The sequence below is a fragment of the Modestobacter sp. L9-4 genome, from assembly GCF_019112525.1.
Classification (GTDB): domain Bacteria; phylum Actinomycetota; class Actinomycetes; order Mycobacteriales; family Geodermatophilaceae; genus Modestobacter.
Genome location: NZ_CP077800.1, coordinates 3548169 through 3561905, shown reverse-complemented (window position 1 = coordinate 3561905; position 13737 = coordinate 3548169). Strand labels below are relative to the sequence as shown.

Genomic DNA, 13737 nt, shown 5'->3' with positions numbered 1-13737 from the left:
GGAGGCGGTGTTCTACCAGGTCTACGTGCGCAGCTTCGCCGACGGCAGCGGCGACGGCGTCGGTGACCTGGCGGGCATCCGCGCGCACCTGCCCGACCTGGTCGCCCTCGGCGTCGACGCGCTGTGGATCACGCCGTTCTTCCCCTCGCCGATGGCCGACCACGGCTACGACGTGGCCGACCCGCGCGACGTCGAGCCGGTGTTCGGCGACCTGGCCGAGTTCGACGCGCTGCTGGCCGACGCCCACGCGCAGGGGCTGAAGGTCACCATCGACCTGGTGCCCAACCACACCTCCGACCAGCACCGCTGGTTCCAGGAGGCGCTGGCGTCGGCGCCCGGGTCCCCCGCCCGGGCCCGGTACCTCTTCCGGGACGGCCGCGGCCCCGACGGCAGCGAGCCGCCGAACAACTGGCCCTCGGTGTTCGGCGGACCGACCTGGACCCGGGTGCCCGACGGGCAGTGGTACCTGCACATCTTCGCCCCCGAGCAGCCCGACCTGGACTTCACCAACCCCGAGGTCGTCGCCGACCTGGAGGAGACGCTGCACTTCTGGCTGCGCCGCGGGGTCGACGGCTTCCGCATCGACGTCGCGCACGGCATGGCCAAGCCGGCCGGGCTGCCGGACATGGTGCGCGTCGAGGACACCGGGCTGTTCGCCGACGACGGCCCCGGTGACCTGCGCTTCGACCAGGACGGCGTGCACGCGATCCACCGGCGGGTGCGGGCGGTGCTCGACCAGTACGAGGACCGGATGGCCGTCGGTGAGGTCTGGGTCTTCGACGACGAGCGGCTGGCGCGCTACCTGCGCCCCGACGAGCTGCACCTGGCCTTCAACTTCAAGCTGCTGACCGCCGACTGGGACGCCGACGTGCTGCGGACGGCGATCGAGCACTCGCTGCTCGCCGTCGCCGACGTGCCCGCGCCGGCCTGCTGGGTGCTGTCCAACCACGACCGGCCCCGGCACGTCACCCGCTACGGCGGCGGCGAGCTGGGCACCCGGCGGGCGCGGGCGGCGGCGCTGCTGCAGCTCGCGCTGCCCGGCGTCGCCTACGTCTACAACGGCGACGAGCTCGGCATGCCCGACGTCGACCTGCCCGACGAGGTGCTGCAGGACCCGATCTGGGAGCGCTCCGTGCACACCGAGCGCGGCCGCGACGCCTGCCGCATCCCGGTCCCGTGGTCCGGGGACTCCCCCGCCTACGGCTTCTCCACCACGCCCGACACCTGGCTGCCGATGCCGGACGGCTGGGGACCGCTCACCGCGCAGGCGCAGGCCGCCGACCCCGACTCCATGCTGTCGCTCTACCGGACGGCGCTGGCGCTGCGACGCTCCTCCGCGGCGTTCGGCGGCGAGGACGTGCAGTGGCTGCCGGCGGCCGAGGGCTGCCTGGCCTTCCGCCGCCCGGGTGGGCTGGTGTGCGTCGTGAACCTCTCCAGCGCCCCGGTGCCGCTGCCCGAGGGCGAGGTGCTGCTGGCCAGCGAGCCGGTCACGGACGGCGCGCTGCCGGTCGACGCGGCGGTCTGGCTCCAGGGCTGACCGACCCGTCGGGACACCTCCCGGGGCGCGCTGCCCCGGGAGGTGTCCGCTCCGGCGCCAGGTAGCATCCGACCAGTTACTCAGCGTCGCGGGGGACGCTCACCACCTGTCCACCAGCGTCGCTGGACCCGCCCCGGGAGGCCCGCCATGGCGTTGTTGCAGGTCGAGGGTCTACGGAAGTCCTTCGGTGCCCGGCGCGTCCTCAAGGGCGTCACCTTCGGGGTCGGTGAGGGCGAGATCGTCGGGCTCGTCGGCACCAACGGCGCGGGCAAGTCCACCCTCGGTGACGTCCTCGCCGGCATCACCGCCGCCGACGCCGGCACGATGACGCTGCGCGGCCGCCCGTACGCCCCGCTGTCGGTCGAGGACGCCGGGCTGCTGGGCATCGGCGTGGTGGAACAGCTGGTGCGCATCGACCCCGCGCTCACCGTCGCCCAGGCGGTCTTCCGCGGCACCGAGCGGGCCGGCCGGCCGCAGGCGGAGCTGCGCCGCCCGGCGCAGGCGCTGCTGTCCGAGGTCACCCTGGACGTCGACCCGGACACGCCGGTCGGCGAGCTGCCGCACTTCGTGCACGGCCTGGTGGAGATCGCCCGGGTGCTCGCCGAGGACACCCAGGTGGTGGTGCTCGACGAGGTGTCGGCGGCACTGCTCCCGCTGGAGGTCACCAGCCTGCACGCCGTGGCCGGCCGGCTCAGCCGCCAGGGCCGGGGCGTGCTCTACATCAGCCACCGGCTGCCCGAGCTGCTCGCGGTCGTCGACCGGGTGCTGGTGCTGCGCGACGGGCGGATCGCGCTGGACAGCCCGGCCGCCGAGCTCGACCCGGTGCGGCTGGCCGCCGAGACCGTGGGCGAGCCGGTGCCGCTGCCCGCCGCCCGGGTCCCGGCGCCGTCCGGGCCCGCTCCCGCCGCCGTCCGGCCGCCTGCCCCGCGGGCCGGGGACGCCGAGGTGGCACTCGAGGTCCGCAACCTGCGGGTGCCCGGCGCCGTCGACGGTGTCGACCTGCAGGTGCGGCGCGGTGAGGTCATCGGGCTGACCGGGCACCGCTCCTCCGGCGTCCGCGAGATCGCCGGGGCGCTGTCGGGCGAGCTGCCGGCCGTCACCGACGCACTGCTGCTGCACGGCGAGCCGCGCGAGCTGAGCACCGCAGCGGGCGAGCACGCGCTGCAGCTGCCGGTCTACCGGGCCGACGAGGACGCCTACGGGGTCGACCCGGGCGAGACCATCGCCCGCACGCTCACCCAGGAGGCGTGGGGCACCCTCAGCGACCTGCACAAGGAGATCGCCACGCTGCGCGGGGTGATCCGCACGGTGCACCAGATGGACGTCAAGACCCTCAGCATCCGCACCTCCTTCGGTGCGCTGTCCGGCGGCGACCAGCACAAGCTGGCGCTCGCGCGGTGGATGGCCTCGGCGCGCGACGTCGTCGTCCTCCATGAGCCCACCCGCGGTCTCGACGTGCGGGCCCGCCAGCAGGTGCGCCAGCTGCTGGACGACGCGACCCAGCACGGCACGTCGGTCGTGGTGGTGTCGGTGGACCCCGACGAGCTGGCCGAGTGCTGCGACCGCATCGGCATCGTGTCCGGTGGCCGGGTCACCCGCTGGATCGAGGCCGGCGACCTCGCCGTCGAGACCGTCCGCGCCAGGATCCTCGAGGCCGCGACCGCCGCGTGACGGCGGTGCCACCCCGGGTGGGGCGGCACCGCCGGGTCGACTAGACCGCCACGCCGGCGGCGACCGAGCGCAGCTTGTGCCGGGCCAGCGCGAGGTTCGCCGTCGTCCGGTTGAGCACCAGGTAGATGAACAGACCGGCGTTGCCCTGACCGCGGAGCACGTTGATCAGGTGGTACTGGCCCTGCAGCGTGATCAGGATGTCCTCGATCTCGTCCTTCAGCTCGAGGTCGGTGATCGTCCGGAGCTTCGCCCGCACCACGTTCGAGTTGCCGGCGGCCGCGACGTTGAGGTCGAAGCCGGGGTTGCCGCCGGTCGCGAGGGCCATGCCGCTGTCGATGTCGACGATCGCGGCGCCGGTGGCGCCGTCGATGGCGAGCAGGTCGGCGATGACGTTGTCGAGCTGGGCCACGGTGGAGGCTCCTGTCGTTGTGGTGGCGGTGGGCAGCGGGTCGCCGCCCACCGGGTCCGGACGTCGCCCGGACTGCGGTGCTGCGTCCTGCGGTGCTGCGTCCTGCGGTGCTGCGTCCTGCGGTGCTGCGTCCTGCGGTGCTGCGTCCTGCGGTGCTGCGTCCTGCGGTGCTGCGTCCTGCGGTGCTGCGTCCTGCGGTGCTGACTCGTCGAGGGCGGGCCCGGCGGGGGCGGGGTCGGGCCCTGAGCGGTCCTCGGGCACCGGGTCCGGAGCCCGGACGGCCGACGGGTGGGGGGCCTGCGGTACGGGTCGTCCCCACGACCGCAGAGCTGTCCACCACCCGGTTGCCATGCCGTGACTCCGCCCTTCCCCGAGGGGCTCCGGACCCCAGCGAACACGCCCCCGACGGGCCGGGCAAACCGGCGGACGTATCTGCAGGTGAGCGGGCAGGTACTCAGGGCAACGGAACGGAAAGGGCTCCCGAGAGCTCGTGCAGCCCTCCCGGCCGCCCGTCCGACCGCCGGGCCGACGTCCCGGAGGGGTAGGGCAGACTCTCTGCCGATCGACGGCGCGCTGCGCCGTCCCGCTCTCCCAGGAGGACCCGTGGCCACCGCCTCGATGCCCGCGCTGCCCGCGCGCCCGCTCGTGCTCGCCGACCTCGTGCCGGCCGTCCGTGCCCGCAACGCGGGCCTGGTCGCCCTCGGCGTGCTGTTCACCGCCCTGCTGGCGCAGGTGTCCATCCCGGTCCCGGGCTCGCCGGTGCCGATCACCGGTCAGACCCTGGCCGTCGTGCTGACCGCGGCCAGCCTCGGCCCGGTGCGCGGCGTCGCCGTGCAGGCGTTCTACATCCTGGCCGCGCTGGTCGGGTTGCCGTTCTACTCCGAGGCCAGCGGCGGCGTCGACGTCGTCTTCGGCGCCACCGGCGGCTACGTCATCGGCTTCATCCCGGCCGCGTACCTGATCGGCATGGCCGCCCGCCGGGGCATGGACCGCCAGCCGCTGAAGGCCGCGCCGCTGTTCGTCGCCGGCCAGGCCGTCATCTTCGCCGTCGGCGTCCCGTGGCTGGCGATCAGCACCGGCATGTCGGCCGGCCAGGCGCTCGCCGCCGGCTTCACCCCGTTCATCCTCGGCGGCCTGGTCAAGGCCGTCGTGGGCGCGGGCGTGCTCGGCGGCGCGTGGCGGCTGACCCGCCGCAGCTGACCCGCACCGCTCCGACCGCCCCGCTGCCGACCACCCGGCAGCGGGGCGGTCTGCGTTCCGGCCTGCTGCAGGTGAGCGCCGGCTCAGGCCGGCGCGGCGTCGTCCAGGTGGCGCTCCAGGAAGGCCCGCTCCTCCGGGGTGAGCCGGCGCGGGCGGTTCACCGCGAAGTCGAAGGGCACCAGCACGGTGCTGCCGGTGACCGCGAGCTGCCCGTGGTCGAGGAGCTCGTAGTGGCAGGTGAAGGCCGCCGAGCGGATCCCGCTGACCCAGATCTGCACCTCCAGCGGCTGCGCGTCGTAGACCACCGGGCGCTTGTAGGTGATCTCGTGCGCCGCCACCACGATGCCGCGGCGCAGGCCGGTCTCGGCGTCGTGGGTGGGGTGGTCGAAGAACAGGTCGACGCGGGCCGTCTCGAAGTAGCCGAGGAAGGCCACGTTGTTGACGTGCTGGTAGGCGTCCATGTCCGACCAGCGCATCGGGACCGCCACGGTGTGCCTCACCCGCGCCACCCTGCCAGCCCGCTCCCAGCCGCCCTCACGACGGGTCCGGCTCGACCAGCAGGCGCGCGTAGTTCCCGAGCGAACGCTGGTAGCGCGGCAGGTGCGGGGCCAGCGCGGTGAGCGCGACCGACACCGCCTCCCGCTCCCGGCCGGTGTCGGCCAGCGCCAGGGCGAGGAAGCCGCGCACCGCGTCGTCGAGGTGGTCGGCACCCCGGCCCAGCTCCGCCTCGAGCAGCGCGACGCTCTCGGCGGCCCGGCCGAGGTTGCGCAACGAGCTGGCCAGCTGGACCACGGCCCGGCGCCTGCGCTCACCGGCCAGCCCGAGCCGCAGCGCCTCCCGGTACAGCGGGACGGCGAGGTCGGAGCGGCCGGTTGAGTCGCGGGCGGCCGCGCGCTCGAACGCCGCCGCGCCGCTGTCGGCGGGCAGCTCGTCGGCGAGGGCGTCGACGGCGGCCACGAACTCGGGCTCCGGCCGGCCGTCCAGCGTCGCCCACACGGCGGTCACCCGGTGTTCCCACTCGGTCTCGGTCACCGGCGGAGTGTGCCGGACTCCCCCACCGTGCCCGCGCCGGCGGGTGCTGGACCAGGGGCGTGTCTGGGCCGGCGCCGCTGCGGTCGGGGCGGCGCGTGCGCGACCAGACGGGGCCGGGTCCTGCCGAAGGGGACGACCTCTTACTTGCGCACCACCACCAGGCACCACGGGCGGTGGGCGGCATCAGCTCGCCGGGCGCGGGACCATCGAGGTGTGGACGGAGCGCGGGGCGTCACGGCGGCGGCGTGGGCACCGCGCCCCCGGAGTGTCGGACGGGAAGGGAGCGCGTGACCGGGCGAGCGTGCACGAAGCGGCGGTACCGCGACGAGGCCACGGCGGAGCTCGCCCTGGCGCGCATCCAGCTGGCCGAGGACGCGCGGGAGCGGACCCCGCAACGGGCCTACCGGTGTCCCCGCTGCCGCGGCTGGCACCTCACGTCGTGGCCGGCGACTCTGCCCGGGTCACCTCCGGTCCCGTGACCCGGTCGTCGCACCTGCCCCGGCCAGGCCGTGCTGCTGCCCCGCCCCGCCGGCGTGACCGGCAGCTGGGACGGCGGTGCGCCAGGGGTGCTGACCCTGCCGTCGGGCCGCCGGGTGCGCGGACGGGGACTGGGCGCCCCGCTGCCGCCCGGCCCGCTGCCGGACGTCGGGCTGTACCTGCTGGGGCGCCGCCCGCCGGAGCTGCCGTGGGAGCAGCACTGGGTGCCCTGGCCGGACTTCCGGCTGCCGCGGGACCCGGCGCTGCTGCGCACTGAGCTGGCGACGGTGTGGGAGCGGGCGGCCGGCGAGCGGGTGGAGGTCGCCTGCCACGGCGGGACGGGCCGCACCGGCACCGCGCTGGCGTGCCTCGCCGTGCTCGACGGGGTCCCGGCGGCCGAGGCGGTCGCGTACGTGCGCGCCCACTACAGACCGCGTGCGGTGGAGACCCCGTCGCAGCGCCGGTTCGTCGCCCGCTTCCGCTGACGCCCGTCGCGGTGTGGGGGTGCTGGCCGCGGTAGACCGCGCCGTCGACCCCCACACCGCGCAGACCGGCGCCCCGACGACGCTGGCGACACGAGGGGCCGCAACGCCCGAGGGGCCGCGACGCACGACGGGCCGCGACGCACGACGGGCCCCTCTGCCACCGCTCGGGAGCAGTGGCGGAGGGGCCCATCGGGGCCGCCCCGTCGCAGGGCCCCGCGCCGTCGAACGCGGCAGGGGGGCGACGGGACGGTTCGTCAGTCGCGGGACAGCTTGCGGTACGTGGCGCGGTGCGGGCGGGTGGCGTCGATGCCCAGCCGCTCGACCTTGTTCTTCTCGTAGTCGTCGAAGTTGCCCTCGAACCAGAACCACTTGGACTCGCCCTCGTAGGCCAGGATGTGCGTCGCCACCCGGTCGAGGAACCACCGGTCGTGGCTGACCACCACGGCGCAGCCGGGAACTCCAGCAGTGCGCCCTCGAGGCTGGTCAGGGTCTCGACGTCCAGGTCGTTGGTGGGCTCGTCGAGCAGCAGCAGGTTGCCGCCCTGCTTGAGCGTGAGCGCCAGGTTCAGCCGGTTGCGCTCACCACCGGAGAGGACGCCGGCCTTCTTCTGCTGGTCCGGGCCCTTGAACCCGAACGCGGAGACGTAGGCGCGCGAGGGCATCTCGACGTTGCCGACCTTGATGTGGTCCAGACCGTCGGAGACGACCTCCCACAGGCTCTTGTTCGGGTCGATGCCGCTGCGGTTCTGCTCGACGTAACTGATCTTGACCGTCTCGCCGACCTTGACCTCGCCCTCGTCGGGCTCCGCCTGGTCGACGAGCATCTTGAACAGCGTGGTCTTGCCGGCACCGTTGGGGCCGACGACGCCGACGATGCCGTTGCGCGGCAGCGTGAACGACAGGTCGTCGATCAGGACCCGGTCACCGAAGCCCTTGGTGAGGTGCTTGGTCTCGATGACGATGCTGCCCAGCCGCGGGCCCGGCGGGATCTGGATCTCCTCGAAGTCCAGCTTGCGGAACTTGTCGGCCTCGGCGGCCATCTCCTCGTACCGGGCGAGGCGGGACTTGCTCTTGGCCTGCCGGGCCTTGGCGCCCGAGCGCACCCACTCCAGCTCCTCCTTGAGGCGCTTCTGACGCTTGGCGTCCTTGGCCCCCTCGACCTTCAGCCGGGCGGCCTTGGTCTCCAGGTAGGTGGAGTAGTTGCCCTCGTAGGGGTACGCGCGGCCGCGGTCGAGCTCGAGGATCCACTCGGCGACGTTGTCCAGGAAGTACCGGTCGTGGGTGACGGCGATGACGGTGCCGGCGTACTTCTCCAGGTGCTGCTCCAGCCACGCGACGCTCTCGGCGTCCAGGTGGTTGGTGGGCTCGTCGAGCAGCAGCAGGTCCGGTGCCTCGAGCAGCAGCTTGCACAGCGCGACGCGGCGGCGCTCACCACCGGACAGGACCGTGACGTCGGCGTCGCCGGGCGGGCAGCGCAGGGCGTCCATGGCCTGCTCGATGCGGTTGTCGAGCTCCCAGCCGTCGCCGTTCTCGATGACCTCCATCAGCTCGCCCTGCTCGGCGAGGAGCGCGTCGAAGTCGGCGTCGGGCTCGCCCATGGCCTCGCTGACCTGCTCGAAGCGGGTCAGGGCCGCGCGGAGCTCCTTGACGGCCTCCTCGACGTTGCCGCGCACGTCCAGCTCCTCGTTGAGCGGCGGCTCCTGCTGGAGCATGCCGACCGAGGCACCGGGGGCCAGCACGACGTCGCCGTTGGAGGCGGTCTCCAGCCCGGCCATGATCTTCAGGACCGTCGACTTGCCGGCGCCGTTGGGGCCGACGACGCCGATCTTGGCGCCCGGCAGGAACGCCAGGGTGACGTCGTCGAGGATGACCTTGTCGCCGTGCGCCTTGCGCGCACGGACCATCGAGTAGATGTACTGAGCCACTGGGGGTCGGTGCCTTCCGTCGGTGAGGGGGCAGGGCGGGGCAGCCGTTGCCGGCGTCCACCGGCCCCGCCCCCTGCGTTCTCAGCTCCGATCCTCCCAGTCCGGGAGGCTCACGTCAGCGCCGGCACCGCGGCACGGTCGCCCGTGAGGGCGGAGTCCACGTCGTCCAACGCCTCGACCCCCTCGGTGTAGTCCGTGGGCCGGTCGGCGTACGGGTCGTCGGCCGGCGGCTCGGCCGCGGCGTCGTCCGGCACGCCGGAGGGGTCGGCCTGCGGTACCGGCCGTGCGGACCGGCGGTAGTCGGCGGTCCCCCGGTTGAGGTCCGGGCCGACGTGCGCGGCGCGGATCTGCGGTCGGCTGCGCCGGCCCTGCTCGCTGTCCCAGGAGTGCGTGTAGAGCTCGCCCCGCACCACCACCGGGTCGCCCTTGCTCAGCGTGTGCGAGACGTTGCCGCCCAGCTCACCCCAGCACTCGACGTCGACGAAGAAGGTGCGGTTGTCGGTCCAGGCCTGCGTCTCCCGGTCGAACCGGCGGGAGGTGGAGGCCATGCGGAAGTTGGTGACGCCGTCACCGCTGGGCAGCCGGCTGCGCTGCGGTGAGGTGACGATGTTGCCGATGACGGTGACCAGGCACTCGTTCACGGTGCTCCTCGCTGTGGTGGGGTCGCGGCGACCTGCCGCGCTGGCACCACCGTGCTGTCCCGGCCACGGCCGGGACAGCGGGTGCGCGAGGTTGTGGAGGGCCACCACCGTTGTGGACGGCGGCCGGCACGTCCACCGATCAGCGTTGCTGGTCGATGATCAGCTGGCGCAGCCGCGCGGCGCGGTCGGCCAGCCCCGTCGCCGCCGTCCGGACGCCCTCGACCGCGCCGGACGAGGTCTGCGCGGACGCTGCCAGCACCGCGCTGGCCTCCGACATCCCCCGGGCGGTGGCGCTCTGCTGCTCGACCGCACCGGCGATGGTGGTCTGCTGGGCCTCCATGTCGCGGATCCGGTCGACGATGTCGCTGATCGCCGAGGCCGCCTCGGCGCTGCCGGACTGAATGGCCTCGATGGTGCCGGCGATCTCCTGGGTGGCCTTGGCGGTGCGCTCGGCCAGTTCCTTGACCTCGCTGGCCACGACGGCGAATCCCTTGCCGGCCTCCCCGGCGCGGGCGGACTCGATGGTCGCGTTGAGCGCCAGCAGCTTGGTCTGCTCGGCGATGGCGGTGATCAGCCGGGAGACGTTGCCGATCGCGGTCGAGTAGGTGGTCAGGTTGTCCACGCTGCCGCTGGCCGCCTGCGCGGAGCCCACCGCCTCACGGGTGCTGGTCAGCGCGGCCGATGCGCTGGAGGAGATCTCCCGGATGCTCTCGGTCAGCTCCCGGGTGCCGGTGGACAGCTGGTCGGCGTGCTCCGTCGAGCTGCCGGTCGCCCTCGCCAGGGTCTCGCCCAGCCCGGCGAGGTCGTTGCCCTCGACGGTGAGCTCCTCGGCCAGCTGACGGGCAGCCGTGGAGAGCTCCCGCTCTGCGGTGTCGTCCCGCCAGGAGACGACGAACCCACCGTCGATCTCCCCGACGCTGACCGCCACGGTCATCGGCCCCACCGTCAGCAGGTCGTGCGCCGGGTACTGCTGGGTGGCGTGGAGGAACTCGCGCATGGCGGCGCGGAGCTGGTCGCCGAAGGCCGGCCCGTGCTCCGCCACCGCCGCACGGATGGCGTGCTCGGAGGAGGTGTTGCGGTACAGGATCTGCCCGGCCGCGTCGGTGACGAGCAGGCTGACCGGGGCCGTGTCGACGATGGCCCGCAGGGACTCCAGCCCGGTCACCAGGGAGTGACCCTGCAGGCTGGAGCGGTGGTGGGTGAAGGCGCTGAGCACGGTGTTCCTCCTGGCGCAGGCGGCCCCTGCACTGGAGCCGGGACCGTCATCGGCAGGTCCCCGGCCCCGCGGCACCGGGCGACCCGCCCGCATCCCGGTCCGCGGCGCGCCCGCGGATGGCACCATGACCCTGCGCCGAGACCGCGGTGCGGACCGGGTGGGCCTCGGCCGCCGGGTCGAGCGCCCGTAGCTCAGTGGACAGAGCAGGTGCCTTCTAAGCACTTGGTCGCAGGTTCGATCCCTGCCGGGCGCGCCACCGGGGCGTGACCAGCCCACCGCCGCGACGACCCGCGGCGGCCTGGGCGGGCGCCGGCCGTCCGGCGGCCATCATGGCGGGGTGACAGCCGCCGGCCGACCCAGCGTCCTCGTGGTGGAGGACGACCACCAGCTCCGCGACCTGGTCGCCCGCGGGCTCCGGGAGAGCGGGCTCACCGTCGTGACGGCCAGCGACGGCGCCGGGGCGCTGGCCACCGTCCGCCACCAGCCGGCGCACACCTTCTCCGCCGTGGTGCTCGACATCGGGCTGCCCGACTCCGACGGGCGGGACGTCTGCCAGGCGATGCGCGCGCACGGGATGACGGCGCCGGTGCTCTTCCTGACCGCGCGCGACGGGCTGGACGACGTCCTGTCCGGTTTCGCCGCCGGCGCCGACGACTACCTGACCAAGCCCTTCCACGTGAGCGAGCTCGTGGCGCGGCTGCGGGTCGCGCTGCGCCGGACGGCGCCGGTGCGGCCCGGCGCCGGCGGCCTCGCCCTGGACCCCGTCTCGCACGCGCTGCTCGGCCCGGCCGGGTCGCAACGGCTGACCCCGACCGAGTTCCGGGTGCTGGCCGCGCTGATGGCCCGGCCGGGCGAGGTGGTCCGGCGCCGGGAGCTGGCGACCGCCGGGTGGCCGGACGGTGCCCACGTCGCGGACAACACCCTGGACCAGTACGTCGCCCGGCTGCGGCGGAAGGTCGAGGCCGCCGGTGACCCGGACCGTTCGATCGGCACCGTGCACGGCGTCGGCTACACGTTCGCGTGAGGCTCCCCGACCGGCTCCGGTCCCCGGGTCGCCGCAGTCTGCGGAGCCGACTGTCGTGGTCGGCGTCGCTCGTGGTGGCGCTGTGGGTGCTGCTGCTGACCGTGGGCGCCAACCTGCTGCTGGCCCGCGGCCTGTCCACCCAGGCCGACGACGTCCTCCAGGCCCGCGCCGAGGCCACCGCGCAGACGGTGCAGGTGGCGGCGGACGGCACCGTGTCGGTGCTGGAGGCACGGGACGACGAGGCGCTGGACGTCGGCACCTGGATCGTCGGGCCGGCCGGGACGATCGTGGAACGGCCACCGGGGAGCAGCGCCCGGCTGGACGCCGCGGCCGTCGAGCTCGCCGGACGAGGCGCCGGCACGCGGGAGCTCGAGGTCGACGAGCCGCTGCGGCTGCTCGCCCTGCCGATCACCGACGGCGGCCGGCAGGTGGCGGCCGTCGTGACGAGCACGTCGTTGTCGCCCTACCGGCAGGTGGAGCGGCTCGCGCTCGCGGGCAGCGCCGGGGTCGCCGTCCTGCTGCTGGTGATCGTGCACCTGGTGCTGCGGGCCAACGTGACCCGCGCGCTGCGTCCGGTGCGGCAGATGAGCGCGCAGGCCAGCGAGTGGAGCGCGGACGACGAGGACCGCAGGTTCGGGGCCGAACCGCGCCCCCAGGAGCTCGCCGAGCTGGCGGAGACCCTCGACCAGCTGCTCGACCGGCTGGCCGCCGTCGTCCGGCACGAGCAGCGGTTCTCCGAGGAGCTCTCCCACGAGCTGCGCACGCCCCTCGCCCGCGTGCAGGCCGAGATGGACCTGCTCACGTCGCGCCCCCGCAGCGCCGAGGAGGTGCGCGAGGCGCACGCCGCGATCGACCGCTCGACCCGGGCCATGCGGTCGATCCTGGACACGATGATGTCCGCCGCCCGCAGCGCGCACTCCGCTCCCGTCGGGCGGGCGCGCCTGGCCGACGTGCTGCCCCGGCTGGCCGATCCCGTCGGGCGGGGCAGCGGGACGCCGGTCGTCGTGCACTGCCCGGCCGAGCTGGTGGTGGGGGTGGACGCCGACGTCGTCGTCCGTGCCCTGTCGCCGGTGGTGGACAACGCGCTGCGCTTCGCCCGGTCCGAGGTGGTCGTCCGGGCTCGGCGGGAGGAGGACCGGGTGGTGGTCACGGTGGAGGACGACGGCCCGGGGATGACCGGGGAGGTCGCGACGAGGGCCTTCGAACCGGGCTTCCGCGGGGACCCCGAGGACGGTCATCCCGGTGCGGGCCTCGGCCTCGCCCTGGTCCGTCGGCTGGTCGTCGCCGCCGGCGGCACCGTCCACGCCACCGCCTCCCCCGCGGGTGGCCGGGTCACGGTGGAGCTGCCGCCCGGCTGAGGCGTCCCCGGACGGGCGCACCCGGCCCGTTCAGGCCTCGTACAGGAGTCAGCGCCCACGGTGGGTGCATGAGCGGCTTCCTCGACCCGACGCACCTGATCGACACCTTCGGGCTCATCGGGGTCATGGCCGTCCTGTTCGCCGAGTGCGGGCTGCTCGTGGGCTTCTTCCTCCCCGGCGACTCGCTGCTGTTCACCGCGGGGCTGCTCGCCGCCGACGGCCTCGTCGCCCCGCTGTGGGTGCTGCTCGTCGCGCTGCCCGCCGCAGCCGTCGCGGGCAACCTGGCCGGTTACTGGATCGGCCGGAAGGCCGGTCCCGCGGTCTTCGACCGGCCCGACTCCCGCTTCCTCAAGCCCGAGTACGTCGACCGCTCGCGGCGCTTCTTCGAGCGCAACGGCGCCCGCGCGGTCGTGCTGGCCCGCTTCGTGCCGGTCGTGCGCACGTTCGCCACGGTCATGGCGGGTGCCTCCCGGATGGACTTCCGCCGCTACGCGCTCCACTCGGTGATCGGCGGGGTCGCCTGGGCCGGCGGGCTCACGCTGCTGGGCCACTGGCTGGGCCGGGTCGCCGTCGTCCGCGACCACGTGGAGCTGTTCGTGCTCGCCGTCGTGGTGCTGTCTCTCGTGCCGGTGGCCGTCGAGCTCGTCCGCGGCCGGCGCGGCCAGCACACGTCGGCCGGCTGACCACCGCGGCGCCCACCGTCCCCGACGGGGTGGTGCGGCGCACACCCGCTGTTCAGGACCTCGTCAGGTACGCGCACCGA

The 13737-nt window shown here is 74.5% G+C and carries 12 protein-coding genes, 1 tRNA gene and 1 pseudogene; 8 read left to right on the top strand and 6 right to left on the bottom strand.

Annotated elements, in window-relative coordinates; translation table 11 throughout:
* Positions 1-7 precede the first annotated feature (7 nt).
* The gene (locus KUM42_RS16850) at positions 8-1537 is read left to right on the top strand and encodes a glycoside hydrolase family 13 protein (protein ID WP_237493682.1); all 1530 of its coding nucleotides are present in this window, start codon (positions 8-10) and stop codon (positions 1535-1537) included.
* Between the two features lie 147 nt (positions 1538-1684).
* A complete protein-coding gene (locus tag KUM42_RS16845) occupies positions 1685-3208 on the top strand; it encodes an ATP-binding cassette domain-containing protein (protein WP_237493681.1) in 1524 nt (507 codons plus the stop codon).
* Positions 3209-3248: 40 nt separating this feature from the next.
* On the opposite strand, the gene KUM42_RS16840 is transcribed toward KUM42_RS16845, so the two are convergent.
* The gene (locus KUM42_RS16840; RefSeq protein WP_237493680.1) at positions 3249-3617 is read right to left on the bottom strand and encodes a hypothetical protein; all 369 of its coding nucleotides are present in this window, start codon (positions 3615-3617) and stop codon (positions 3249-3251) included.
* Positions 3618-4220: 603 nt separating this feature from the next.
* Between KUM42_RS16840 and KUM42_RS16835 the strand changes: the two genes are divergently transcribed.
* Positions 4221-4817: a biotin transporter BioY gene (locus tag KUM42_RS16835; protein ID WP_237493679.1), complete on the top strand. Its 597-nt coding sequence runs from the start codon at positions 4221-4223 to the stop codon at positions 4815-4817.
* Positions 4818-4900: 83 nt separating this feature from the next.
* Here KUM42_RS16835 and KUM42_RS16830 read toward each other — a convergent pair whose 3' ends face one another.
* Complete coding sequence (locus tag KUM42_RS16830; RefSeq protein ID WP_237493678.1) at positions 4901-5317, bottom strand: thioesterase family protein; 417 nt, start codon at positions 5315-5317, stop codon at positions 4901-4903.
* A gap of 34 nt (positions 5318-5351) precedes the next feature.
* Complete coding sequence (locus KUM42_RS16825) at positions 5352-5849, bottom strand: tetratricopeptide repeat protein (protein WP_237493677.1); 498 nt, start codon at positions 5847-5849, stop codon at positions 5352-5354.
* A 509-nt stretch (positions 5850-6358) separates the two neighbouring features.
* Here KUM42_RS16825 and KUM42_RS20440 point away from each other — a divergent pair.
* Complete coding sequence (locus KUM42_RS20440) at positions 6359-6811, top strand: protein-tyrosine phosphatase family protein (RefSeq protein ID WP_370629317.1); 453 nt, start codon at positions 6359-6361, stop codon at positions 6809-6811.
* A gap of 254 nt (positions 6812-7065) precedes the next feature.
* On the opposite strand, the pseudogene ettA reads toward KUM42_RS20440, so the two are convergent.
* The 3 genes and pseudogenes from ettA to KUM42_RS16805 form a co-directional block, all read right to left on the bottom strand.
* Positions 7066-8735, bottom strand: a pseudogene (ettA, locus tag KUM42_RS16815) (energy-dependent translational throttle protein EttA).
* A 110-nt stretch (positions 8736-8845) separates the two neighbouring features.
* A complete protein-coding gene (locus tag KUM42_RS16810; protein ID WP_237493676.1) occupies positions 8846-9376 on the bottom strand; it encodes a single-stranded DNA-binding protein in 531 nt (176 codons plus the stop codon).
* A gap of 139 nt (positions 9377-9515) precedes the next feature.
* The gene (locus KUM42_RS16805) at positions 9516-10592 is read right to left on the bottom strand and encodes a methyl-accepting chemotaxis protein (RefSeq protein ID WP_237493675.1); all 1077 of its coding nucleotides are present in this window, start codon (positions 10590-10592) and stop codon (positions 9516-9518) included.
* A 180-nt stretch (positions 10593-10772) separates the two neighbouring features.
* Between KUM42_RS16805 and KUM42_RS16800 the strand changes: the two genes are divergently transcribed.
* The 4 genes from KUM42_RS16800 (at position 10773) to KUM42_RS16785 (ending at position 13657) form a co-directional block, all read left to right on the top strand.
* A tRNA-Arg gene (locus KUM42_RS16800) sits at positions 10773-10848 on the top strand.
* Between the two features lie 81 nt (positions 10849-10929).
* A complete protein-coding gene (locus tag KUM42_RS16795; protein ID WP_237493674.1) occupies positions 10930-11616 on the top strand; it encodes a response regulator transcription factor in 687 nt (228 codons plus the stop codon).
* A gap of 74 nt (positions 11617-11690) precedes the next feature.
* Positions 11691-12974 carry a HAMP domain-containing sensor histidine kinase gene (locus KUM42_RS16790; protein ID WP_237493673.1) on the top strand — a complete coding sequence of 428 codons (1284 nt, stop codon included), beginning with the start codon at positions 11691-11693 and terminating at the stop codon, positions 12972-12974.
* A gap of 68 nt (positions 12975-13042) precedes the next feature.
* Positions 13043-13657: a DedA family protein gene (locus KUM42_RS16785; protein WP_237493672.1), complete on the top strand. Its 615-nt coding sequence runs from the start codon at positions 13043-13045 to the stop codon at positions 13655-13657.
* Positions 13658-13737 lie beyond the last annotated feature (80 nt).

What these genes read in the sequence shown, in the direction of transcription:
- KUM42_RS16845 (WP_237493681.1), top strand. Translation starts at nt 1,685, where the DNA reads ATGGCGTTGTTGCAGGTCGAGGGTCTACGGAAGTCCTTCGGTGCCCGG.
- KUM42_RS16785 (WP_237493672.1), top strand. Translation starts at nt 13,043, where the DNA reads ATGAGCGGCTTCCTCGACCCGACGCACCTGATCGACACCTTCGGGCTC.